Here is a 23,050-nt window from a genome sequence, read left to right as displayed (position 1 = left end):
AAGCTATGCTGAGCGCCATCCTGCGATGGAGGCGATCGCGTTCAAGATCGGTAGGCTTCCTAGGCTCCGACATGGCTGCCTAACGGCGCAACTCGAAATTCGTTCGCTGCCAACGGTTGTCGTGGCGAGATCGGCCCTAGTTTGGCCCTCGGTTGCGGATGCTACGGGGAGCCGATGTCAATCCACATCACGAAAGGTGCTCAGGAGAACGCCATTGCGGCGGCGCTTCTGGTCAAGCACCTCGGGAAGTTGCTGATCAGCACGGGAGTGGTGACGAGCTCAGAAGCTGCGAGAGTGGTACGAGCGGCTGAGGCGGAAGCTGCCTCACTTGGAACGGCATCAGCTCCTGCGATTGCCGAGGTCATTCGCGAGATCGGCCTGGAATGGAAACAAACCGAATAGGCGCAGAACGAAAAGGCCCCGCGCGGCGGTGCCGGCGGGGCTGAAGGTGGTCTCGTTCTCAGGATGTTGACGTCGACCGAGCCGGATTAATCCGCAGGGTGCCTGAAACGACGAAAGGCACCCCAGCCGAAGCCAGGGCGCCCAGGGCGGTTTGAAGTAGGGTGTGAAGCAGCGCTACCGGCGCGCCGGCGTCCGGGTATCCCGCTCAAGCTCGTCGATCCGGCGCTGCATGCCCTGGATCGTATCGCGCGGGGTGTTGAGGTCGTAGAGACCCTGCCGATTCTGGTCGGCCTGACGCTGCAAATCCGCATCGCGGGCTCGCTGGGCGGCCCACATCTGCTCGTGCTCACCTCGCGGGACAACCTGTTTGGAGATGGCGTCGAGATCGCGCTCAATCCGCTCGACGCGACCGTCGGTCAGCCGCTGAAGATCGTCCCGGCGCTGGGCCACCACCGCGAACCGTGTATCCAGGTCCTGGCGCGGCACGTAGGCCTCGGTTCGCGCCTCGACCTTGGCGATCGCAGTCTCCAGGCGACCGTTGTTCGAGTTCACCCAGGTGAAAAACATGCCGCCGGCGACGGTGCAGACGCCCATCATGATGTTGACCGGCGCCCAGTTGATCGAGCTGCGGGTCTTCAGGTCGCTTCGGATGTCCTGCATGACAGAGCGGATGTCGGCGACGGCGGTCTCTAGGATGCCGAGCCTGGTGTCCGTATCGCGCGGCTGCATCTGCTGCTGTTGCTGCTGCTGTGCGGTCATGATCCTGGCCCCCCAGGGCAGTAGAGCCGCGCGCCGGTGTTCCGGTCGTGCGGGATGGGCCAGCCCCGCGCACGCGGGCCCCCGGATAGCGGGTGGGAAGCCCGTGAAACTTTCACGGGCTTCGGTGCGGGCGGATCAGCGCTTCGTGCCGCCGGGCATCGCCCCGGGGACGCCCTGGATGCGCTCGACGGTACGCATGCCACCGAGACCGAGCATGCCGAGAAGCACCGGCATGAAGTCGGACATCGTCAGCGTCGGCGGTGCTGGGAAGGCGAAGCCGAAGATGACGCCGATGAGGCTTCCGACGAAGGTGATGATCGGCGCGGCCAGGAACTGGTAGAGGAAAGCCGCCACGCACCCCCAGCCGAGCGCCGGGCGCCAGCGGGACGAGAAGCGGTCGTTGCCCTGCGCCTCGGCGAGGTTGATCGCGTTCTGCGCCTCGTTCTGGGCGGTGACCGCCTGGAGCAAGGCGCTGTCGCGTGCCGAGATGACCTGCTCCAGATCCCGCTGCGCCGCCTCGCGCGCGGCCGGGTCCGGCACGAGCCGGTCGACCAGGATCTTCGCGGTGGCCGTCACGTCGGGCAGCACCGCGCCGAACGCCGGGCCGATCCCGCCGGTGAGCACGCCGCCGATGACGCTGCCGATGATGCCGCCTGCCATGGGATCAGACCTTCTTCGGGGTGACGGGGTAGGCCGCGCGCAGGCGGCCGAGGATGGAGCCGAGCAGGCCGCTGCCGGCCGGCGCTAGCGCCGGCGACGCAGCTGCGACCAGTGCGGTCGCGACGGCCGGCTTGGCGGGGGAGCTCGCCGGCTGAGAGGGGAGCTTAGGAGGGGCGCTTGCCGGCCCGGCCGGGACCGCAACGGAAAGCGCCTCGGGCGCAACGAAAGGCGGCTTCGGGGCAACGGCCACAGCCGGCGACCAAGCGGTGTCCGGGATCCGGTTCCACTTGGCGAAGGCAGCCGCGAGCTTGTCGTCGTAGTGGTTAGCCGCGTAGCCGGCCCCGTTCCAACCGCGCGCGACCGCCGCCCAGTCGTGCGCCTTCAGCTTGGCGGACAGCCCCTTGGACTTGATCAGCGCCACAGTGCCGGCGAGCTGTGCGGCCTCGCCGCCGCAGAACGCCACGACCATGTCGGCCGCCGTGATGTAGCCGAGCTCGACGTGGTTCTCGCCCAGGATCTGAGTCAGGCCCCAGCTCGCCGACATCAGCGCGGCCTCGACATCAATGTCGAGCGCCTGGGCGAGCCGCGGGTAGCTGTCGGACGGATAGTTCCCGGGCCGCCACTTTTCGTAGGCGACGCCGAGAGAGGCCGCCCGGGTCCGCTTCGTGCCCGCACCGAGGTGGCGCCAGAACACGTGCGGCTCGAACAGCATCTTGGGCCGCCCGAGCTTGTCGAAGCCGGAGCCGGACGATTCCACGTCGATGATGGCGTGGATCTCGTCCTCGCCGACGCCGATCAGGGCACCGACGCGCGGCAGGTCGACGTCAGCGAGCCGGACGGCTGCGCCCTTGAACCCGGCGGCGCGCAGGCGAGCGAAGGCGCCCGCGTCGATGGACGTGGCCATGGAGATCTCCGGATTGTCAGGGGTGGCGAAAGGGTGGCTGCGGCGGGCTCAGACCGCTGGCGAATTTCGCCAAGGGTGCGGCCAGGCCAGGATCAGCGAAGGGCGGCGAGCCGCAGCCGTCCGGCGCCTGGCGCGGCGACGATGGTGAGCCGCGCGCGGATCACGCCGCGATTCAGGATGCCGAGATGCGCGGCCGCACCCCGGGCGAGATCGAGCGTCCGGTGCAGCCGCGGGTGCGGCCCGCGGTCGGTGACCGTCACCTCGACGCTGCGGCCGGTCGCGAGATCGGTGACCCGCACCCGGGTGCCGCACGGCAGCGTCCAGTGCGCCGCCGTCATGCCGGCGGGGTTGAAGCGCCCGGCGAGGTGGCCGACGGTCCGGCGAGAGCAGGCGACGGCGTTCTTCGCCTGGCCGTGCTCGGAGCCGTACCAGGAGACGCGGCCTTCCCAGGCGCGGGCATCGGCGGACACGAGCAGCAGCGCGCACGCGACTGCGGCCCGTAGCGCGAGGCGCTGCAGGAGCATGGTGGTCTCCGGAGGTGTGGCAGGATGGGGCTGCGACCCGCGCCGCTCACCCGTCCCCGCATGCGGGGCGGCTCCTACCCGAGTGGCAGGAGGGCGGCGGGTCGCGCGGAGGCGCCGTTGGTGGCGGTCAGGTGCTCGTGTGGAACGAGGTCGTCTGGAAGTTGACGGCGCCGAGCGAGAGCTGCGTCACGCCGGACGGTCCCTGGTAGATGACGGCCCCCGAGGGCAGCACGTCCACGGGTGCAGGAGCCGGGTTGCCGCCGACGATCCCGTAGGCGACGTAACGCTCACCCGTCGCGGGTCGGAAGCCGGCGGGCAGGGTGAAGATCGTGACCCCGCTGCCGCTGTTCGTGATGCCGGAGCCCACCAGCAGGCCGTCGAGGCTGACACGCCCGTATCGATCCTTGCGGAACGAAGCGGGAGCATAACCGGAGCCCAGATTGCTCCAACCGGTCCCCAGGGAGGCTGGTGTCTGCGTGACGCCGCGCGTGCCGGTGCCGGCATCGGCCACGAGGTTGGTGAACTTCGTCGCGTCGAGGCTCGACACCCACCCGACATGCGTGTTCGCCGCGTTGGCGGTGATCTGGATCGCCGAGGCGAGGATGGCGCCCGTCCCGTTCGACAGCTCGATCTCGTCGATGTCGACGTCCTGGGCGTTGTCGACCCGGATCAGGCGGGTCGCGGCCGTGTTGCCGAATATGGACGCGAGGCCGCCCTTGATGGACACGCCGTAGACCCGAGAGATGTCACCCGTGATGTCGATCAGCGCGCCGCTCGGGCTGCCGATCGATCCGGGCTCGTTGCCGAGCTCCGCGTTGATGTCGCGGAAGACGATGCGACGCCCGCCGCGGATCACGACGCCGCCGAGCCCGCCGATGTTGGGTCGGTCGAAGATCGCCACCGACGCGCCGTTGCCGCTGACGTCCAGCAGCGCGATGTCGATCATGCTCCGGTTGGTGGAGGAGGACCGGAACACGCAATCGACCCAGCGCAGCGAGTCGCCCATCGCCCGCCCGAGGAAGCCCTCATAGAACGAGCACTGGAGGAACGAGCTGTTGTTCGGGCAGCCCTGCGCCTGCGCGGCGGCGCTGTTGTTGATCACGACGCTGTAATCGTTGCCCGCCGCACAGTAGACCCGCGCCATCCGGAACGAGGACAGGTTGAGACCGCCGGTGATGCCGGTGGTGTCGATCTCGATGGCCCGCCCGCCGTATTTCGTGCCGGCCGGAACGCCCGGCGTACCCGCCAATGCACCCGGATAGATCATCAGGTCGGAGATCCCAACGTACTCCATCAGCACGGCAGCGGTCGGCTTGATCTTCAGGATCGAGTGCGCCGAGGTCGCGCCCGACATCGGGAAGATGACCGTGCGCTCGCCGGCCTCGCCGCGGATGTTGGGAACGGTCGAGGCGGTGAGGCACCGATCCGAGGCGCTGGGGTTCACCCCGTAATAGCCGGCCGCGAGCTCGAGGCGCTTGCCCGTCCCGCAGGCCTGCGCGATCGCATAGTTGAGCTTCGTCGTCTGATCGGACCCGTCGCCCAGCAGGCCGAACTTCTTGCCGGAGATGAACTCGGCGAACAGGTCGGGGAGGTAGGCCGGCGCGCCGTTCGGGAACAGCGCTGGGACGGTGGACGGCTGCGCCCCGATGTCGGCCAGGGTGAGGACCGCCTTCGAGGCGCCGCCGATCGACTGGATGAGGCCGTTGGCCCCGTCGCGACCGTTGGCGCCGTCGCGGCCATTGGCGCCGGGCGTACCCGGGGCACCGGCGGGGCCGCCGACCGGGATGACGGCGGAAGCGCCGAGCGAGCTTGCACGGATCGCCATGGTTCAGCTCCCCTGGCCGATCTGTGCGGCGACGGCGGTGTGGAAGATCAGGCCGTAGAAGGCCGGCACGGTCAGGCCGGTGACCGGGTCGCTCGCCAGGATCGCGTAGGGGTAGCCCTCCGCGGGAGAGACGGGGCAGGCCGCCAGGGTGGCGCGCGGCACCTGCATGGCGATGAGGCCCGAGGCGTTGCCGTTGGCGATGGTGGCCGGCGACGTCGCCGTGGAAGCCTGGATCGCGAAGCCGGACGAGCCCGCGGAAATCCGGCTGTCGAGGTCGAAGCGCAGGCCGGTGAGGTCGACGGCGACCGGCAGCACGCCGATCGCGAAGGTATCGCCGACCGCGAATGGCGTGGTGCCCTGCGAAAGGCTCAGCGTGATCCCGCCCGCGTAGAGCGGAGCACCAGCCACGCCTTGCGCGGTGACGATCCCGGCCGGGTCGGTGACGCTGAGGTAGGTCAGCCCGCCGCCGATCGCGGTCACGGCGACGATGTGCGCACCGTAGGCCGTGCCGTTCGCGACGCCCGCGACTGACACGGTGCCGTTGCCGACGTTGGCCGAGCCCGGGACCGTCCCGCCGAGTCCAGCCGTGCCGATCAGCGGCAGGCCGTCGAGCCAGTCGCAGGATTGCTGCGTGTCGAAGTCGACGCGCTGCGGCCGGATCAGGGCGAGGTTCGACACGGGCGCGCCTCACGCGGGCATGAAAAAGCCGCCCGGAGGCGGCGCGGGTCGGTCGGGACAGACGCGGATCAGGCCGGGGGCGCGGCCGGCGCGGCCATCGCGAAGGCGGCGTCGATCTCGGCGACGGTGGTGATCGTCGGCGGGCTCGCGTTGATGGCCGCGTCGACGTCGTCCTCAGCCTTGAAGCACGCCTGGACGTGCGCACCAACCGCGAGCGCCACGGCCTTCACCTGGTCGGCCGTGAGCGTCACGAACCCGGCGCCCGTCTTGTAGGAGACGGAGGCCGCCCCGGAGGCCTGCACGTAGGCGTAGGCGTTGCCGATCATCGCCTGGCTGACCCGGTCGGTGGCGATCGGCGCGCCGTTGACCGTGATGCCGCCGGTCTCGACCGCGTACCGCCGGTCGGCCGCGTGGGCGCTGAGTTCCGCGGCAGTCGGCGGCGGCGGGGGCGGCAGGGGTGCCGGGGCGGCGAAGGCCGCACCGTCGTAAGACCAGCCCTCGCTCACGGCCTCGTCGGGACACAGGACGTAGACGCCCGGGGCGTTGGAGCCGAAGACCTGCTCCGGCTCGACCCCTTCGGGCAGTTCGAAGGGCGGCTCGGCGACGACGCCGGTCTGGATGCGAGCGTAGCGCAGCATGTTCGCTTAATCCCACCAGATGTCCACGCGACCGGCGCCCCCGAGGCCGCCGGCGTTGCCGTTGACGCCGCCCTGCGCGCCGCCACCGGGCGAGTAGCCGCCCTGTCCGGGCGAGTTGATCGCCTGAGGCGAGGGGAAGCCGCCGAACTGCGCGCCGCCGCCGATGCCGCCAGCCGCGATACCGGGCCCCGAGAGGATGAAGCCGACGCCGCCCGCCCCGGACTGCTCGTTGAACTGGCCGCCCGCGCCGACGCCGCCCGCAGCCGAGTTCGTGTTGAGGCCCGCGCCGTTGTAGCCGCCGCCGCCCGCGCCGCCGGTCGCGGAGATCGGCGGGGTGACGGACACCGACGACGTGCCGCCGGTGCCGCCGTTGCCCGGGGTCGTCGGCCCGGCCAGGCCGCGCGCACCGACGACGATGGTCAGCACCTGGCCCGGCGTGACCGCGAACACGCCCCACGAGAAGCCGCCGGCGCCGCCGCCGGCGGCGACGCCGCCGGACGCGTTGGTGCCGCCACCGCCTCCACCGCCGCCCCAGACCCGGATGAACAGCCGGGTGACCCCGGACGGTACGGTGAAGGTGTAGGTGCCCGGCGTGGTCCAGGCCTGGCCGTTGCTGTTCGCCGCCAGGAAGACGGCCGCGCCACCGCCGAGATCGGAAGTGACCAATCCGGTGAGGCGGAAGCTGCCGCTGGTGTCGACCCGGATGTCGAACAGCTGCCCGACCGGGAGATCGCCGGCTTGGAGCGCGGTGCCGTCCTTGCGCAGGAGCGGGGCCGTCTGGGTGCCGGAGGGCGAGCCGATGCCGGTCAGCGCCAGGGTGACGCCGCCGGTGTTGGGCGCCGTGACGAAGCCGGTCAGCCGCGTGCCGGCCTGCAGGCTCAGCAGCACGATGTTGTTCGGCAGCGTGGCGGCGAGCGCGTTGGCGGTGCCGCCGAACTGTCCGAGGAAGATGCCCCGCGCCAGCGCCTGGGCGAGCTGGGTGAGATCGGAGCCGTTGCGGCTCTGGCCCGAGGCGTCGATCGCCGCGAGGATCTCGGCCTCGGTGTCCGTGACGATGGCGTGGCCCGGGTAGGACCCCTGGATGCCGGTCAGCGGCACGCCGTCGGTCCAGGGCAGCTGCCCCGCATCCTCGGCGCCGTTGGCGTTGAGCGGATAGTGCAGGCGCACGGGATCTCTCTCCGGATGCGGGGCCGGTGGGTGGGCCGCGGGGCGGCCGGTTCAGGGCGGTCGAGGGGCGGTGCGCGCCGTCAGGACGTGGTCAGGCGCAGGAGCGGGTCGTGACCGAAGGTCGAGGCGCCGAAGTCGAAGCGGCGCTCGGTGACCGCCGGCGCGGCGGTCCGGTAGTCGAAGAACAGCTGAGTGTGGGCGGGCTTCAGCCGCCCGAAGATGCACTCCAGGTCCTCGGCCCGGCGGATGTCGAGGAACGGGTCGCGCCCGAACGAGGACACACCGAACTGGAAGCGGGTGAACCGGCCGCCGCCGACGTGCACGGTCCAGCAGAACCGGAAGCCCGGCGGGTTGAAGCGCCCGTGGCTGCCGCCAAAGGACGACAACCCGAACTGGAACGGCCTGTACTCGGTGATCGTGATCGCGTAGCCGAGCGAGGCCGCGACCCCGATGAAGAAGGCGCGGCTCTGGCCGCCCTGCATGGCGATCTTCTGCGCGAGGCGCTGCCGCCGCTCCGTCAGGGTCTGCACCACCGGCACGCACGGGTCCGGCAGGCCGTAGGCCCGCTCCCACTCGGCGAGCAGCTCCCGGGTGAAGCGCGGGTCGGTCTCGATCTCGAGGAGGTCGGCCGCGCGCGGGTCGACCACCGCGCCCCAGATCTCGGCCTGTCCGCGCACGAGCTGCATCAGCGTCGAGGCGGGATCGCGCGACCACGCCTCGCCGGTCGGCAGCAGCCGGCTGAGCGCCTCGGCATAGTCCTCGCCGTCCCGTCGGATGAAGGCGTCGCTCATGTGAACGCCAGCCCGCCGCCGAAGGCCGGCCGCAGCGAGGCGATCGAGCCGGCGTTGGCCATCACGAAATCCCCGGTGGCGAGGTCGAAGGTGGCGTCGCCCACCGCGTCGGTGATCGCGTCCGAGATCCAGCAGGCGAAGATCGTCTGCCCGGGCGCGGCCTTCTCCAGGAGCATCGCTTGAAGCCCGGCCTCGATGGCGAGCCGCGTCGAGGGCGTGTCGTTCGAGAGGTTCAGGATCCGCGGCACGATCCCCTGCGGGATCGCCGGGAGCACGAACAGGTCGGCGACGGTCACGGGTCGGACGGTGTCGAGGTACGCCTTGGCGAGGGCGCAGTCGTCTCGCGTCGGCACGCCGTCGTTGGAGGCGCGGAGCTGATCGCAGGCGAAGCGCACCGTGACGGTGCCGATGCCCATCTCCATGGGCGCGACCCAGACGCGGGACACGCCGGGCAGGGACAGGGTCCACTGCTCGTAGTCGGTGGCGCAGCCGCCCATCGGCGGGTTGCGGATCCGCAGGAGGATCCGGACGCGCAGGTCGTCGTCGCTCTCGGTGTCGGCGCCGCCGTCGATCAGGACGACGGTGGCCTGCGCGTTGACGCTCGATGCTGCCACCGTGAGCGAGAGCAGCGCGCCCCGGTCCCGGTTGCCGATCGCGCCGGCGGTCAGACAGGTGACCGCCACGGGCGTGGCGGTGGCCGAGAGGTAGACGTCGGCCGCGGTCTGGTACTGGATGCCGTCCGAGGTCGCGAGCGGCGAGCCTGCGGGCAGGAGCGCGCCCGGCGAGCCGGTCACCGTGATCGTGCCGGAGGCGAAGGTCGCGGCCTTGCGTCCGCCGAACAGGATGTTCGCCCAGCGGTCGAGCCAGCCCTTCTCCGCCAGGTCGGGCAGAAAGTTCCGGGCGAGCCACTGGAGATATTTGAGGTTCAGGAACGCGCCGCCCGCGTTCATGTCGGAGAGCACGCGCAGCGCGCTGTTCGGCACCGAGGCGTCGGCGCCCTCCAGGAAGGCCGCGAGGTTGTCCCGGTTGGTCCGGCGGACCGTCGGCAGGTCCGGCAGGGCGAATGGCATGGGGCAGCCTCAGGCGCGCCGCGGCGGCGGCTTCCAGCGGGTCGGCTCGGGCGGTGGTGGCAGTCGGTCAGCCGGTCGGCGCGGAGACGACGATCCCGCGCCAGAGGTCGGCGAACTGCAGGGACAGCAGCAGCTCGTCGCCCCGGTACATCACGATGCGCGCCTCGATCCGCTCGACGCCGGCGCGGACCACGGTCACGTCGAGGCGTGTCGCGATCTTCCGGTCGACGAACGGCTGGAGCGCCTCACGGATGAAATCCTCGACCTGGACGGTGGTGGCGCCCTTGCGAGCGGCCGCCCCGGTGATCGTGGTCCGGGACAGGAGCCACAGCTTCGAGCCGATCGGCCAGCCGTCCCAGATCTCCTCGGCGTCGACGTCGCCCCACCAGCCGCGGCGGTCGGTGTCGCGCGAGTCTGGTAGTTCATCGTCCGGGCCGGCGAGCGCGTTGGTCATCAGCGCGACGACGACGGCCGTGGCGAGCTCGTCCGAGGTGTCGAGTTGACCGGCCGGGGTGAGCAGCAGGTCGAGGTCGACGGCCTGGAAGGGCTGGCCAGGCGCAGTACCCTTCGGCGCGATCCGGACGTCGGTCATGGCGGGTCTCTCAGCCCGGGCCGCCGAAGCGCATCGACTTCGTCAGGCCCTGCACGAGCCGCTTCTGCGGCTCCAGGAAGTTCAGCGCCGGACCCGCCTGGTCGGCGAGCTGCTGGAGCCGCCCCCGCAGGCTCGCGATCTGGCCGATGATCGGGTTGGCGCCCGTCAGTTGCTCGATCTGGCCGGTCAGCTCGGCCGCCTTCGCGGCGATCGCCGCCTCGGGGCCGCCGCTGGCGTTCAGGGCCGCCAGTTCGTCGACGAGATCGTCCACGAGACTGATGACCGGGTTATTGGCGATCAGGCCGGCGATCTGCGCCTCCAGGCCCGCGATCAGGCCCTCGACGTTGCCCGACAGCAGGCTCGCCATGCCCATGAGGCGGCCCGGGTCCAGGAAGGATTTTAGGCCGCGCTGGAGGGCGTTCTGGAGGTAGCCGGTGAGCTTGCCCTCCGCGAGCGCCTTCATAGCGTCCAGGCCGGCTGGTGCCCCGCTGAGAGCGTCCGTTACCTGGGTGGCGAGGTTGAGGGGCGCCAAGCCTTGCACGACCTGCTCGGCGTTCTGGCGAAACTTCGATACCACGTCGAACAGGGCGTGGTGCGAGTCCTCGACCTGCGACAGGCGGGCGGCCAAACCCTTGAGCTGCTCGTTGAGCTCGAAATTGTCGGTGGCGGGTTTCGATGCCCGGCCCGAGCCGTCGTCGCCACCCGTGATCGTAACCTTCTTACCGGTCTGGTTTACGCCGTCCCGGGTCAGGTGCGTGTGCTGGCCCTGGTCGTCGTGGTGCGAACTCTCGCCGGGCTTGAGGTTCTTCGGGCGGTGGCGCCGGTCGGCGGTGGCGATCACGACCGGGTGGTCGGGGTTTCCGCCCACCGCGGCGACCAGGACCTCGGCCTGACCCTGCTGCTGATCGGTCGGCTTCAGGGGGACGCTGGTGAAGCCGTAGGGGTGCCAGTGCTCCACGTTAGTGAACTGGTCACCGAACCAAGCCCGGACCGTGTGTTCCTGGAGCTTGGTCGAGTCGTCGACGGAGACGAGGGTCCCGCGGGCGATACCGAGGTAGGCGCGGCGAGCGCCGTCGTCGCCGCCGGCGCGCAAGGTGCTCATGCGCCCCCTCCAGTCATGTGCGCGCCTCGGGCTTCGCCTGCGTCACCGGTTGGTTGTAGAAGCCGTCGGAGGCCTGTCCGTCGGGGTTCTTCTGTTGGAACGCCTTGGCGTTCACGAGCTCGATGGCCGTCGTGGTCTGTCCCTCTGGCGTCTGGCCGTAGGTGTAGGCCCAGAGCTTCAGGTCCATGAGCGGATCGGCCAGCGGAAACAGCATGGGCGAACGGACGCTGACGAAGTCCGAGAGCGCCCAGAGTTCGCCGTTCGGATTGAGCCAGCCCTGATAGGCCAGCGTCACCCGCAGGAGGTCGGCCTCGATCGCCTGCGCCTCCATGTTGGTGCGCAGCTGCAGCTCCTTCTGGCCGAGCGGCATCTCGGCCAGGACCTTGCGGGCGAGGCCGGGTACGCCGTTGCCCATCTGCGCCTTGGCGGAGATCTCGGCGGCCTGCCGCCCGAAGAGGCTGTCGGAGCCGGCGACCTGTGATCGCGCGACGATCTCCTGGACCGACGGCATATCGATCGAGCAGTTCGCGGAGAGGATGTTGATCCCCTCCTCGAACATCGCGCCTTTGCCGCCCTGTCGCGCGCCAGCGACGAAGTCGCCGTTGGCGTCGGCCCGCAGCCACAGGCCGCGCTGGCGGCACCCACGGGAGATCGCGTCGAAGGGCGTCTCACCGTGCCGGATCGTGAAGTTCGGGAACGGGGTGTCCCACCCGTCCGGTCCGCCCTCCACCCGGAACTTGAGCCCGTGCGGCTTCAACAGCTTGTTGGCGATCGCGTCGAGCTTGTAGCCGCGGAACTGCCCCGTGCCGGCGTCGGCGGACGCCTTTCGGGTGAGCTCGGCCTTCGAGAAGCCGGACACCTGCACACCGTGCCGATTGGCATCGAAGGCGGTCTGCCGATTGCCGATGTAGCCCTCCTGGATGACCACCTCGCCCGCGAGCGCTATGTCGACGCGCATGCCCGGCAGGAGGCGCTGGGCGGCGATCTGGGCCGCCTCTCCCCACGAGGAGCCCGACGTCGTCTGCCGGCGGCTGTTGGGGTCCTCCGGCTCGGCACAGGTGAGACGGAAGGTGCGCTGCCAGGCAGCGTCGAAGGACTGGGTCACCTGGACCGTCAGCCAGTCCTGATAGACCCCGCCCTCGGTGCGCACCTCGCAGATCAGGTCGGGATTGGGCACCGGATGCTCTCAGCCGGAGAGGGCGCGGCCGGAGGCCGGCATGAATAGCGGGTGGACGACGTCGCGGTTCTCGGCGAGCAGCTGCTCGGCGCGGCCCGCGTCGCCGAACAGGCGATTGGCCAGCGCCAGGAGCGGCATGCGCGTCCCGAAGCTGTAGGACACGATCCGCGGCAGCGGACGCGCCCGGGCCGTCAGATCGCGCACGACATCGCCGTGCAGCGCGACGAGCGCGCGCCAGACCACGTTGTTGAATTGAGCGGCGGCGAAGTCCTCGGCCGGCGTGAAGGCCGCGTTGATCCGCGCGAGGGACGCGTCAACGTCCTGCCGGCTCGTGAACGTCGTGGCGGCGATGATCTTTGCCATCTCGACGAGAGCGAACCGGGCCGCGGTCTGGGCCACGCGCTGCACCGGCAGGTCCGGCGCCGTGACGCTCTGCGCCTCCTGCCGGACCCGATCCATGCCCATGAAGGTGGCGCCCGCCGCGGTGGCGGCCGCGAAGCACGCGCGCAGCGGCGTCCCGAAGGTGCCGGCCTGGACTTGATCTACGGCGTCGGCGGACAGCGCGCCGCAGAGCTGCCGGAGCGTCGCCCCGTCCTGGCTCGCGGCGTCGACGCCGGCGGCGAGCAGCGCGTCGAGCACGACCTTCAGCGCCGCGACGGCGACGCGGCGCTGAGCGAAGGTCATCCGGTCCTAGCTCCAGTCGTCGTCGGTGCCGGCCGACAGCTCAGAGGCGTCGGCGAGCCGCGCCGCGGAGGCGGCGGAGGCCGCTTGTGTGTTCTCCCGGCCCGACGGGGCGGCGACCCCGACCTGGGATCGCACGAAGGTCATCTCGAAGCGGGCCAGGCCGCCCTGGTCTTTCGTCTCGATGCGCTGGTAGGTCTCGCAGCGCATCGTCGCCTGTCCCATCGTGGACAGTACGAGGAGACCGGCGCCCTCCCGCTGCAGCGCCGCTTCCAAGTCGTCGGCCTGGTCGAGGTAGTCATCGCCGATGACGTAGCCGGAGATCGCCACGCGGGTGACGCGGCGCCCGAGATCCTCGTCCGAGCTGCGCTCGGACTTGGCGAACTCGTAGGTGAAGCCGCGTCGCCCGCCGAAGCGAGTGTTCGCCTCGATCTTGAACGGCACGCCGCGGAACGACGGAGGGCGGAGCTCGTCGCGCCAGGTCATGCAGAAGGCCTCGGATCGTGGCTTGGTCCGGCCGCTAGGCCCGGTCCATGTCCATCTGAGACCGACCCTTCGACACGGTCGTCTCCCGGAACAGACCGCCCGTATCGGCCCGGTGCGTCATCCCTGCGGGCGGGTTGTCGAACTTGATGTGCAGGGTGCCCTTGGGATCGGCCGGCGCGCCCGGCATCTGCATGCCCGGCCCGGCGCCCGGTGCGCCGCGCCCGTAGAAGCGATCCATCAACGCGTCTCCGACCGGGGCTTTCGCCTTCGCCGGGGGCGCGCTGACCTCTTTGGCCGCGTCAGCCTGCCTGCTCGCATTGGCCCGATCGACCGTGCCGTCGCTGTGAGCCCGCCGCACCCAATCGGGTGCGTTGGCGGAACGGCCGCCAGCTCCCCACGCCATCGACGGACCGCCGCCGATGTGGATGCCGTGCTCGCCCATGTAGCCGGGGCCCGCACCGACGCCGGTGGCGCCGTTGCGGACCGTCCCGCGGATGAAGCCCTCCATGACCTTGCGGTCGGCAGGGTCGTTCATCGACAGGTAGCGCCGCTGGCCGTTGGGTCCGATGGTGTAGAGCCTGACATCGGCCGAGCGGCCGCCATCGTGGCGGTGACTGCCCGTTCGGTGGCGACCGTGGTCATCCTGACCGCCGGAGTAGATCTCAGCGTTGACGGCGGCATCCTTGGCCGCCTTGGCCAGCTGGTCCCGCAGCTCGTCGGTGATGGCCTGCCGTCGGATACCGCCGCCCTGGCGCTGGTCGACGCCGCCGACACCGTCGACCGGCTCCACGTCCGCGCCGCTGCGCGAGAGCGGACCGGAGCCCGCTCCGCCGCCTCGGCCGAGCGCGGCCTCGGCGGCGCGCTGCAGCGTCTCGTCCCGGTAGAGCAGGTTCGACGGCCCGTGCTCCTGCCACAGGAGGCCGCGGAGGAACTTCTGCATCTGCGCCGCGTCGCGCAGGTCGAACTTATCGTTCGGCCCGATCCCCATCGTCTTGGCGATGTTGGCCGGCGCGGTCGGGTGCCCGGGTGTCCAACCGTTGGCCCCGGCTATGATTTTCTGGAGCGTGTCGGCGCCGCCGTCGAATTTCGAGAGGGCGAGGCGGGCCGCCGCGCGCATGCCGGCCTCGGGGCTGTTGAAGACGATCTGCGGCGAACCCTGGTCCGTGTTCTGCGATGGCCCGACCATGCCCGGGAAGTTGCGGCGCTGCCAGTCCGAGCCCGAGTACTTCAGGTTCCCGGGGTTGTTGTTGCGCATGCCGGCGGGGAGCCGGGAGACGTCCACGTCGTTCCCGAAGTACTCCTTCGGCTCCTGCGCTTGAGGAGCCTCGCCCAGCGGCCCGGTGCCGGGCGTGATCGGGCCGGTGCCGCGCTGGATCGCGCCTGCGTGCGGGACCGGCGCACGTGGCGAAGTCCCGCCCGAGTAACCACCGCCTCCCGCGCCTGCCCCGCCGCCGCTACCGAACCCGCCGCCGGCACCGCCGCCGATCCCGCCGCCGCCCCAGGCGGCTTTCTGGATCAGCGATCCGCCGCCGACCGTGGACCCGCCGTAGCTCGAGGGGCTGACGCTCGCCCCGCCGTTCTCCCGGACCTTCTGCAGCTCGTCGGCGACGCGCTTCAGCTCCTCGATCATGCGATCGTGCTTGCGCTGGTAGTCCGCCCCGCGCGGGCCGGCCTCCAGGAGCTTGAGCTGGCTCTCGACCTGCGTGCGGCGACCCTCCAGCTTCTCCCGCGGCGTGGCCTCGGTCCCGCCGAACGGGGAGATCTGATTGCGGAGCGCCTGCTCGCCCTCGTTGCCGCGCAGACCGTTCTTCTCGGCGTCCTCGATGAGGTCGGCCGTGCCCTTGAGCATCGGGCCCAGGACCTTCAGCTTCAGCCGCTCGGCCGCGGCTCCGATCCGGCCCATGCTCTGCTCGAAGCGGGCGGCCGCCTCCTCGGTCTGCTTGTCGAGGTGCCCGACTTCCTTCTGGACCTGCGCCAGCGCCTCGGAGAACTTGCCGGTCATCGACCCGGCGATGCGCGCGATGTCGTCGGTGCCGAACAGCATCCGGGACACCCGCCGACGCACCTCCGGCTCGGGGATCGCCTGGATGCCGTCGACGGCGCGCTTGAGCGCCTCATCCATGTTGGGCGCGTTGACGAGATCCTCGGCGAGCTTGCCGAGGTTCATCGCCTGCAGGCTGGAGTACGCCTCGCCCCAACGGCGGCGCAGGTCGAACATCGTGGTCGCGAAGGATCCGACCGAGCTCTTCATAGCGTCGGCCGACACGCCGAACCGCTCGCCGAGCGCCCCGAACGCCCGCAGCTTATCCACCGCCACGCCGGTCTCGCGGGACAGCATGGACAGCTGCTGGGTCGAACCGGAGAAGCCGCGCAACGCCGACACCATGCCGGTGATCGACATGGCCGCGCCGAAGCCCGTCACGCCGACGGCCGCGAAGATCGGGTCGAAGCCGCGCAGGACGCCCTGGAACTTGGTGGCCTCCTCGCGGACGCCGGCCCAATCCTTTTTCCAGGTTGCACCCTGCTTGGAGGTCTCGTCGCCGACGCCCTTCAGCCCCTTCTGGAGCTTGGTCAGCGGACCCGTGAACTGATCCTCGACGGTGGCGACGATCCTGAGCTTGTCGTCAGCCATCCTGGTCCTCGCGTGGAGCGTGCCGCGGCATCAGCGCCAGGGTGTGGGCCATCAGTTGAGCCACGGTCGCCGGCGGATAGGTGCCGATCGGCCGAGAGAACGGCCACGCGTGGAAGGCGAGGCCTAGACGGAGACTGTCGTCGACGGCGCCGGCGGCAAGGCCGCCCACACGAAAAAACGGCTGAGGACGGTCCCCAGCGAGAGGATGTCGCGGGCACCGATCTTCTTCAGCGTTGACGTCGGCACGCTCGCGAGCTTGCTCACCAGCGGGAAGAACTGGTCGGCCGACAGCCCTTCGAGGAGCCCGAACTCCAGGACCTCCTCCCCGGTCGGCTCGCGCAGCACGAGCACCTTGACCATTTCGTCGTGCGCGCGGACCGCTGCCGCGAGCTGGTGCTCGTACGGCCAGGTGATCTCGCGGGGGTCCCGCGCGGGAGCCTCGTTGGTCTCTGCCATGATCAGATCTCGTCGCAGGTGAGGCCCATCCAGTTCACCGACACCTTGCCGGCGCCGGTGTCGATCTCGTGGGCGGACTCGGTCCAGGCGCTCGACAGGACGTAGGTCTTGCCGTTCGCGAGCTCGGCGGTGACGGTGATGTCCGTCATCGCGTCGAGCTCGGCGATGGTCAGGCCGGCCGTGGTCGAGAGGTCTCCCTTGATGAAGGGCACGCGCGGGGTCTCGATGAAACCGTGCACGCCGTCCTGCCCGGCGACGCCCTCACGCTTGGATGGCGACGGCGACACGATGAACGAGCCGCGTAGGTCGTACTGCTTGTTGCCGGCCTTCACGAAGGCGGTGCCGGCGATCCTCTGGCCCATGGCCGGTGCTCCAAAGAAAAACCCGCCTCAGAGGGCGGGTTGGATTGCGGGAAAGCGTGGAGGACCGGTCAGGTGCCGGAAGCGCTGAGCGGGAACTGGAGCCTAAACTGCGCCAGGATGTTCAGCCGGCGGAGCTGATTGACGATATCCGGCGGGTCGAGGATCTCGACGGTGTTCGGCTCCGTATTGGAACGGGCCACCGAGAGGTTCGCGATGTAGAGCGCGGCGTTCTCGACGAGCCCGTCGTACTCCATGTCCCGGTATTCCGAGACCATCTCGGCCTTGATCATCAGCGGCGTGACGATCGGCTTGCCGGTGGCGAACTTCGTTCCGTCGTTGGCGAGAGCCATCCGCGGGAAGGCGTTGGTAAGCCGCTGCCGGACCCGGGTGTAGCGCTCGTCGAGGGTGGCGAGCGTCGTCACCAGCTCGAACGCGTTGTCGGCCTGGCCGTAGGCGTTCTTCTGGTAGGCGGTCTGCTCGCGCAGGATCACCGGCACGTTGGTGGTGCCGCCGTAGAGGTCCGTGCCCTGGATCGCGAGGCCGACCTGCGCGAGGGCGTTCAGCTGGGTCTTGTTCCAGCGGTAGGCCTTCTGCGCCGGCAGGATGCCCACGAGCGGCAGCGTCTGCAGCGGCTGGGCCGCGTAGGCGCTGATCGAAAGCGCGGCGGCCGCGGTGTAGGCAGCGGCCCACTCCCAGACCGGCGACGGGCTCTGCGGCTCGAAGGCCATCGGGGAGATGACCGGCGAGTTGTTCGACGGCCCCCAGGTCGCCTGATCGGCGTAGGCACCGCGACGGGCCGAGAAGATCTGGCCGTAGCTCTGGCGGTACGGGCCCCAGCGCCCGCTGTCGGTGAAGCCGTACTCGGCGTCCCACACGGTGTAGGAGCCGGAGTCGTTCACCGGCAGGGCGACGAACTTGTAGGGCGCGTCGCCCAGGCCTGCGATCGCCGAGGTGAAGTCCGGGGTGCCGGTGCCGCCCGAGAGCTGATTGCCGGTCGGGTAGGTGACGGCGAGGCCGGCCGGTAGCTGCTCGCCGCCGTAGCGACCGAGGTAGCAATCCTGGACGTTGATGTCGTTGCCGGTCAGGCCCTTCCACTTGCAGGTGAGGGTGACGACGGCGGCGGCGGCCGAAGCGGTGACCGGCAGATCCGGGGTCGCGGCGATCGCCGCGGCGATCTTGGCGGCCACGGTCGCGAGCGTATCGGCCGAGACGATGGCGATCGGCACGAGTTGGCCGGCGATGTAGAGCGGGTACGTGCCGGCCACGGTGGGCGCGGCCGTCACGGTGATCGTACCCGACGCGGCGACGCCAGCCGTCGGCTCCGGCACGGGCAGCATGTAGATCGGCACGCTGGTGACGCCCTTGAAGAACGTCTTGAACATGCGCGCGAGCATCGAGCCCGGGCCGAACAGGGCATCGGCGTCCGCGTTCGTGCCGCAAGCGACGACCTGGTTCGGCGTGGCCGAGCCGGCCGAGGTCGGATGGCCCGCGAGCAGCGCCCACTTCAGCGAGGTCGGGGTACCGGCCTGCGACGGGTCGATCTGGGTGTTCGGGCCCGGGATCTTGTAGCTGTCCGGGATGCGGGTGAGGCCCATCGCGGCTTACTCCTTGGAAGCGGCGGCGGGCGCGGCGGCGCTCGCGCTGGTGGCGGGCTTGGCGGAGGCCGGCGCAGCGGTGGGGCTGCCAGCGTCGTGCAAGTCCTCCAGGAGGCGGATGGCGCCCTCATCCCGCAGGCGGAACGTGAACTGGTCGGCCGGCCAGCGGGCGGTGCCGTCGGCCTCGAAACCGGTCTGCGACGGCATGTGCTTGAGCGCGCGATAACGCTCCTCGGTCGCCTCGACGGCGACCGTGGCTGATCCGGCCATGGCGATGTCCTCAGGGAAGGGAGCGGCGCGGGCCGGCTCAGGTCGTGGGGATGTCGATCGAGAGCCCGATCGGGGGCGTGCCCGGGCCGGCACCGGCCGGACGGGCGGTGATGACGACGTGCTCGAGCACGTCGTCGATGTCGGGGTCGTAGGATGTGCGGAACACGAAGGTCATCTCGATCCGCCCTTCGGCGAAGTACGAGGCGCCCTCCCGCGGGAACACGCGGCCGCGCCGGACCTTCGTGACCGCCTCGAACAGCGGCCAGCGGTCCGGATCGTCCAGCGCCTTCGACGGGTCGACGCCGCGCACGAAGGTCGGGTCCTGCAGGAGCCGCTTGCGGATGCCGTTGGTCGCCGCGTCGAGCGCCTGGTCGAGCTCGTCCGGAGGCAGGTAGCCGACGCAGTACGAGATCCCGATCGTGACCTCGTTCATGAAGCGCGGCTGGCCGATGTTGGCCTCGTCCTCGGGCGACTCCAGCTCGTCGACGATCACCACCAGAAGGGCGGGAAGATCGCTCTCCTGAAGCTGCGGCTTCACCTGACGCCGGAAGCCGTTCACCGGCAGCCAGTCCTGGCCCGTGAGGCGCTCGATGATCGCCTCGCGGATCTTGGTCGACTCCGACGACATCACGCCCCCTTGGACTTCCTCTTGAGGGTGAGCGTCGCCCCGCCCTGGCCGTCCTGATCGACGTCGTCGATCCAGAGCGTGCCCTCGTCCGGATAGGAGCCGGCGGCGGGAACGCGGATCGCCATGCCCTGCGCGGGTGCGACCGGCCATTCGGACAGCCGGATCCCGAGCGTGATCGTGACCGTGTTCAGGGACTGCTGGCCCGGGCCCATCTCCACGTTGACGTTGCGCGTCGTCCAGACGCCGGTCGCGTCGAACGCCGGACGTGGCGGCTTCGAGGCCGGCGGCGTCACGGTGACCGGGCGCCCGAACGTGGCGATGCCGGGCCCAAGGGCGAGCGCGGCGAAATCGATCACGCGGCGGCCTGCGGCTTGGCCTTCGCGACAGTCTTCGCCTCGACCGGCGCGGCATCGGCGTCCGCCTCGAAGCGGCGGATCACCTGCTCCTGGATGCGGCGCTCGGTGAAGACGTCGTGCGTCCAGACGCTGCCCTCGGCCGCGAGCGGGCCGTCGACGGGGTGGACGAGGCCGACGTGCGCCTCGGCCGTCGGCAGCACCTTGATCATGGTGGTCATGGCAAGCTCCGGATCAGAACGGGTCGGACGGGGAGCACCCGGCGGGGATCACCGGGCGCGCACGCGTCAGGACGCGGCCTGGCCGAGCAGCACGTTCCCGACGGACGACGGGTTGGCGGCAGCGTCCGATGCCCAGCCCACCGGCAGGAGCGCGCCGGAATTCAGGTTGGTGACGACGCTGTTGGCGGCGTCCCAGTACAGCGCGTCGCCCTGCGCCCAAGCCTGGGCGTTGGTCTTGGGCAGGCTGTAGACGCCCTTGCGCCAGAGGGCGAAGACGGTGCCGGCCGGCACCGTCTCGGAGACGACGCCGAAGATCTTGCCGACGACGAGGGGCTGGCTGGAGACCACGCCGCCGGCGGGCGCCGGCACGTAGATCGCGTCGCCGCGCTGGATGTAGTTCTGCATGGATCGGGTTCCGGAGGCTCGGGTGCGGGGCGGCCGGCGCTCGAAGGTCGAGGCCGGCCGCGCGAGATCGGCGAGCGCAGATCGGGGCTGCGACCGCGTGGTGTTCGCGGAGGCGGCTTACTGCGGCAGCGCGCCGGGGTTCTTGAAGGCGCCGCGGAAGTCGATCGCGCCGCAGGCGAAGTCGTGCTCCAGCGAGATCTGGACGCCCTGCGTGCCGAAGGGCTCGTAGGTCTTCACGCGCGGGCCGTTGGAGCCGTTCAGGAAGCCGTGGACGAAGCACGGGAGCTGGGCCGGATCCGCCATCAGGTACCAGCTGTTGTCGGTGATGTTGGCGTCCGAGACCGACTGCAGCTTGCCCGAGAACGGGTTCACCGAGGTCGACAGCTGCGGCGCGATGGTCGCGACGAGCTGGTCGGCGGAAGTCTCCTGCGTCGGTCCGGTCAGGATGATCCGGGGCGGCACGTTCAGGAGGTAGCCGGCGAGCGACTTCATCGCCCGGAGCGAGGCGCGGCCCGCGCCGACGTTGGCGACCGAGATCACGCCGCCGGCGCCCGCGAGGTTGGCGTGATTGGCGTGCCAAACCGCCTTGCCGTCCTGCGCCAGCACCGGGTTGGCGTTGAACATCGTGAAGAAGGTGGTGTTCTCGAACAGCCGCACCGCATCGCCGGACGAGCCGAGGATCTGGTCGATGGCGCCGAGCTCGTCGTTGACGATCATCTGCCGCGAGATCGGGAAGATGACGCCGTAGGGCTTCAGCGTGATGTTCTCGCCGCTGTCGGCGGTGTCGCCGGCCTTGAGCTCACCGGTCTGGGTCACCGGCTGCAGCATCGGGAACTCGCCCGCGCGCACCTGCGGGTGCGGGCGGAAGTCGTTGAACTGACGCTCGATCGAGATCCGCTTGTAGGTCGGCTCGGCGAGCTCGTAGCGGGCGAGCAGGCTCTTGTTGAGCACGTTCTGGAAGATCGCCGGGAAGTCCGAGGTGGACTGGAAGGCGCGCTCGACGATGTCGATGGCCTGGCGGGCGGTGCGGATGTTGCCGCGGTGACCGACGCACTCGGCGGCGATCTCCACGAAGCCCATCCCCATGTAGGTCTCGGCGCGGGCCGCGTGCGTCTCGACCCACTTCTTCTCGGCCTTGCGCTTGGGCGCGTAGTCGATGCCGTCGGAGCCGCGCGAGGCGAGCGTCCGGGTGATCAGCGCCAGCGTCATGGCGTCGGACCGGCCCTGGCGCTCGTCGCGCCCGACCTGGATGCGGTCGTGGCTCGAACCCGGCTGCGAACCCCTCACGGCGGTCTCCTTGCTCTTCTCGGCGAGCTTGTCGAAGGCGATCTTGCGGAAGGCGGCCGGGCTGAGGCCGCGGTCGATCGCGCTGGCGAGGTTGAGCTCGACGCCGTGAGCGCGGGCCTGATTGGCGATGCTCGCGAGCTCGGAGGCCTGCTTCTGGCTGAAGGCGGGCTTGGCGGCGCGAGTGCCGGCGGCAGCGGAAGCGGCACGGCCGGGCCTGGCGCGGGTGCCGGCGCGGCCGCGGGGCGCGGACCGGGTGTCGTCGTCGTCCATCTCGTCGTCGCGCGCCTTGACCGGCTCGTCGCTCGGCTCGCCGTCCGCGTCGACGAAGTTGCCCTCGGCGTCGACGTAGAAGCCGCCCTCGTTGACGTCCGGGGCGGTGCGCTCGGCCTTGACCGGCTGATCCACGACGTTGCCCTCGGCGTCGACGTAGTCGCCGTCCTCGTTCACGTAGTAGCCGTCCTCGTCGACGGCGGGCTCGGCGCGGCTCTCGGCCTTCACCGGCTCCTCGACGAGGTTGCCCTCGGCGTCGACGTACTTGCCGTCTTCGTTGACGTAGTAGCCGTCCTCGTCGACGGTCGGGGCAGCGCGCGTCTGACGCGGGGCGGGCTTCGACTTGGCCATACGCTTGTCCTCTCGCTTCTCGGGCCAAGCCCGCTCGTGCGGCCCGGCGGAGCCGTACCGGTAGGTGATCGAGGCATCGCCTCGGGTGATGGTGATCTCCTTCGCGCCGCGGCCCATCGGACTGACGCGCAGGTCGGGACCCGCGAGCGGATCGGCCGCGCCCTCGTGGGCGCGCACCATCGCGGCGGGATCGGCGGGGACGGAGACGAGCGAGGCTTCGAGCAGCTCCCAGCGGGTCGCCGTGAAGGTCAGGCCGTCGTCGACGTCGAGGATCTGTTTCTCGGGGTCGATCACGGTGCCGTCGGCGTCGGTGATCTCCCACGCGTCGACTCGGTAGCCGATCGAGATGCCCTTGATCTCGCCGCGGGCGACCATGCCCTCGGCGGTCTTCCCGGGCTCGGTGGCGGCGAACTTCGCCCGGCCGAGGATGCGCCCCTCGGCGAACCACACGTCGACGATCCGCCCCAGCACCGAGCCGATGCCGTAGCTGTTGTGGCTGTCGAGGAACGGGATGCCAGAGGAGGCGAGCCGGTCGACGCAGACCGCGGCCTCGTCGGTCGACAGGCGCTCCGTGCCGTACCAGCGCACGACATCCGAGCCCTCGGAGAGGATCAGCTCGATCGTGTGCTCGTTGGCGTCGTAGCTCGCGGGTGCGACCTCCAGGAAGCGGCGCCCGCGGGTGCCGAGGGCCTTGAGGTCGATCGGGCGCGCGGAGCCGCCCGGGGCAGCGGCGCGCCGCCCGGTCTTCGAGGTTGCCATAGGGG

26 protein-coding genes are annotated in these 23,050 nt (G+C 70.5%); 1 reads left to right on the top strand and 25 read right to left on the bottom strand.

The annotated features are described in order from the left end of the window. Positions 1 to 174 precede the first annotated feature (174 nt). On the top strand, positions 175 to 402 hold the full coding sequence (locus ABIE45_RS19380) for a hypothetical protein (protein ID WP_192709511.1): 228 nt from the start codon (positions 175 to 177) through the stop codon (positions 400 to 402). A gap of 174 nt (positions 403 to 576) precedes the next feature. Here the strand turns inward: ABIE45_RS19380 and ABIE45_RS19375 are convergent, their stop codons facing one another. The 25 genes from ABIE45_RS19375 to ABIE45_RS19255 form a co-directional block, all read right to left on the bottom strand. Next, positions 577 to 1,161 (bottom strand): hypothetical protein, encoded by a 585-nt coding sequence (locus tag ABIE45_RS19375; RefSeq protein ID WP_192709510.1) that lies wholly within the window; start codon positions 1,159 to 1,161, stop codon positions 577 to 579. Between the two features lie 135 nt (positions 1,162 to 1,296). Beyond that, entirely contained in the window at positions 1,297 to 1,821 is a 525-nt protein-coding gene (locus ABIE45_RS19370; protein ID WP_192709509.1) for a 3TM-type holin, read from the bottom strand. Positions 1,822 to 1,825: 4 nt separating this feature from the next. Next, positions 1,826 to 2,725, bottom strand: a complete 900-nt coding sequence (locus ABIE45_RS19365; RefSeq protein ID WP_192709508.1) for an N-acetylmuramidase family protein — start codon at positions 2,723 to 2,725, stop codon at positions 1,826 to 1,828. Positions 2,726 to 2,817: 92 nt separating this feature from the next. Next, entirely contained in the window at positions 2,818 to 3,249 is a 432-nt protein-coding gene (locus ABIE45_RS19360; protein WP_192709507.1) for an RlpA-like double-psi beta-barrel domain-containing protein, read from the bottom strand. 127 nt (positions 3,250 to 3,376) lie between these two features. Then, a complete protein-coding gene (locus tag ABIE45_RS19355) occupies positions 3,377 to 5,074 on the bottom strand; it encodes a hypothetical protein (protein WP_192709506.1) in 1,698 nt (565 codons plus the stop codon). A 3-nt stretch (positions 5,075 to 5,077) separates the two neighbouring features. Next, positions 5,078 to 5,752, bottom strand: a complete 675-nt coding sequence (locus tag ABIE45_RS19350; RefSeq protein WP_192709505.1) for a hypothetical protein — start codon at positions 5,750 to 5,752, stop codon at positions 5,078 to 5,080. 68 nt (positions 5,753 to 5,820) lie between these two features. After that, entirely contained in the window at positions 5,821 to 6,390 is a 570-nt protein-coding gene (locus ABIE45_RS19345; RefSeq protein ID WP_192709504.1) for a DUF4376 domain-containing protein, read from the bottom strand. Between the two features lie 6 nt (positions 6,391 to 6,396). Continuing rightward, complete coding sequence (locus tag ABIE45_RS19340) at positions 6,397 to 7,557, bottom strand: hypothetical protein (protein WP_192709503.1); 1,161 nt, start codon at positions 7,555 to 7,557, stop codon at positions 6,397 to 6,399. An 80-nt stretch (positions 7,558 to 7,637) separates the two neighbouring features. Beyond that, on the bottom strand, positions 7,638 to 8,348 hold the full coding sequence (locus ABIE45_RS19335; RefSeq protein ID WP_192709502.1) for a putative phage tail protein: 711 nt from the start codon (positions 8,346 to 8,348) through the stop codon (positions 7,638 to 7,640). Next, complete coding sequence (locus tag ABIE45_RS19330) at positions 8,345 to 9,418, bottom strand: baseplate J/gp47 family protein (RefSeq protein ID WP_192709501.1); 1,074 nt, start codon at positions 9,416 to 9,418, stop codon at positions 8,345 to 8,347. Before ABIE45_RS19330 ends, ABIE45_RS19335 begins: the two co-directional genes overlap by 4 nt. 67 nt (positions 9,419 to 9,485) lie before the next feature. After that, positions 9,486 to 10,010, bottom strand: coding sequence for a phage GP46 family protein (locus tag ABIE45_RS19325; protein WP_192709500.1), 525 nt, complete (start codon positions 10,008 to 10,010; stop codon positions 9,486 to 9,488). A 10-nt stretch (positions 10,011 to 10,020) separates the two neighbouring features. Beyond that, positions 10,021 to 11,112: a phage baseplate assembly protein gene (locus ABIE45_RS19320; RefSeq protein ID WP_192709499.1), complete on the bottom strand. Its 1,092-nt coding sequence runs from the start codon at positions 11,110 to 11,112 to the stop codon at positions 10,021 to 10,023. Between the two features lie 13 nt (positions 11,113 to 11,125). Further along, the gene (locus ABIE45_RS19315; protein ID WP_192709498.1) at positions 11,126 to 12,289 is read right to left on the bottom strand and encodes a phage baseplate assembly protein; all 1,164 of its coding nucleotides are present in this window, start codon (positions 12,287 to 12,289) and stop codon (positions 11,126 to 11,128) included. 9 nt (positions 12,290 to 12,298) lie between these two features. Further along, on the bottom strand, positions 12,299 to 12,973 hold the full coding sequence (locus ABIE45_RS19310) for a hypothetical protein (protein ID WP_192709497.1): 675 nt from the start codon (positions 12,971 to 12,973) through the stop codon (positions 12,299 to 12,301). Between the two features lie 6 nt (positions 12,974 to 12,979). Further along, a complete protein-coding gene (locus tag ABIE45_RS19305; protein ID WP_192709496.1) occupies positions 12,980 to 13,456 on the bottom strand; it encodes a DNA circularization N-terminal domain-containing protein in 477 nt (158 codons plus the stop codon). Between the two features lie 34 nt (positions 13,457 to 13,490). Beyond that, the gene (locus ABIE45_RS19300; RefSeq protein ID WP_192709495.1) at positions 13,491 to 16,088 is read right to left on the bottom strand and encodes a hypothetical protein; all 2,598 of its coding nucleotides are present in this window, start codon (positions 16,086 to 16,088) and stop codon (positions 13,491 to 13,493) included. A gap of 123 nt (positions 16,089 to 16,211) precedes the next feature. Next, positions 16,212 to 16,544, bottom strand: coding sequence for a phage tail assembly protein (locus ABIE45_RS19295; protein ID WP_192709494.1), 333 nt, complete (start codon positions 16,542 to 16,544; stop codon positions 16,212 to 16,214). Positions 16,545 to 16,546: 2 nt separating this feature from the next. Next, positions 16,547 to 16,906: a phage tail tube protein gene (locus tag ABIE45_RS19290; protein ID WP_192709493.1), complete on the bottom strand. Its 360-nt coding sequence runs from the start codon at positions 16,904 to 16,906 to the stop codon at positions 16,547 to 16,549. 68 nt (positions 16,907 to 16,974) lie between these two features. After that, entirely contained in the window at positions 16,975 to 18,501 is a 1,527-nt protein-coding gene (locus ABIE45_RS19285) for a phage tail sheath C-terminal domain-containing protein (protein WP_192709492.1), read from the bottom strand. Between the two features lie 6 nt (positions 18,502 to 18,507). Then, positions 18,508 to 18,771, bottom strand: coding sequence for a hypothetical protein (locus tag ABIE45_RS19280; RefSeq protein ID WP_192709491.1), 264 nt, complete (start codon positions 18,769 to 18,771; stop codon positions 18,508 to 18,510). A gap of 37 nt (positions 18,772 to 18,808) precedes the next feature. Continuing rightward, positions 18,809 to 19,402 (bottom strand): hypothetical protein, encoded by a 594-nt coding sequence (locus ABIE45_RS19275; RefSeq protein ID WP_192709490.1) that lies wholly within the window; start codon positions 19,400 to 19,402, stop codon positions 18,809 to 18,811. Then, entirely contained in the window at positions 19,399 to 19,755 is a 357-nt protein-coding gene (locus ABIE45_RS19270; RefSeq protein ID WP_192709489.1) for a hypothetical protein, read from the bottom strand. The genes ABIE45_RS19275 and ABIE45_RS19270 overlap by 4 nt, the downstream gene beginning before the upstream one ends. Next, positions 19,752 to 19,973 (bottom strand): hypothetical protein, encoded by a 222-nt coding sequence (locus ABIE45_RS19265; RefSeq protein WP_192709488.1) that lies wholly within the window; start codon positions 19,971 to 19,973, stop codon positions 19,752 to 19,754. Before ABIE45_RS19265 ends, ABIE45_RS19270 begins: the two co-directional genes overlap by 4 nt. 66 nt (positions 19,974 to 20,039) lie before the next feature. After that, entirely contained in the window at positions 20,040 to 20,378 is a 339-nt protein-coding gene (locus ABIE45_RS19260) for a DUF2190 family protein (protein ID WP_192709487.1), read from the bottom strand. A gap of 117 nt (positions 20,379 to 20,495) precedes the next feature. After that, positions 20,496 to 23,045: an HK97 family phage prohead protease gene (locus tag ABIE45_RS19255; RefSeq protein ID WP_192709486.1), complete on the bottom strand. Its 2,550-nt coding sequence runs from the start codon at positions 23,043 to 23,045 to the stop codon at positions 20,496 to 20,498. Between the last annotated feature and the right edge of the window lie 5 nt (positions 23,046 to 23,050).

Origin of the sequence: Methylobacterium sp. OAE515, assembly GCF_041806315.1 — a bacterium.
GTDB classification, from domain to species: Bacteria; Pseudomonadota; Alphaproteobacteria; order Rhizobiales; family Beijerinckiaceae; genus Methylobacterium; species Methylobacterium tardum.
Note: the sequence above shows the minus strand (reverse complement) of the source record. Positions and strands in the feature narration are given on the sequence as shown.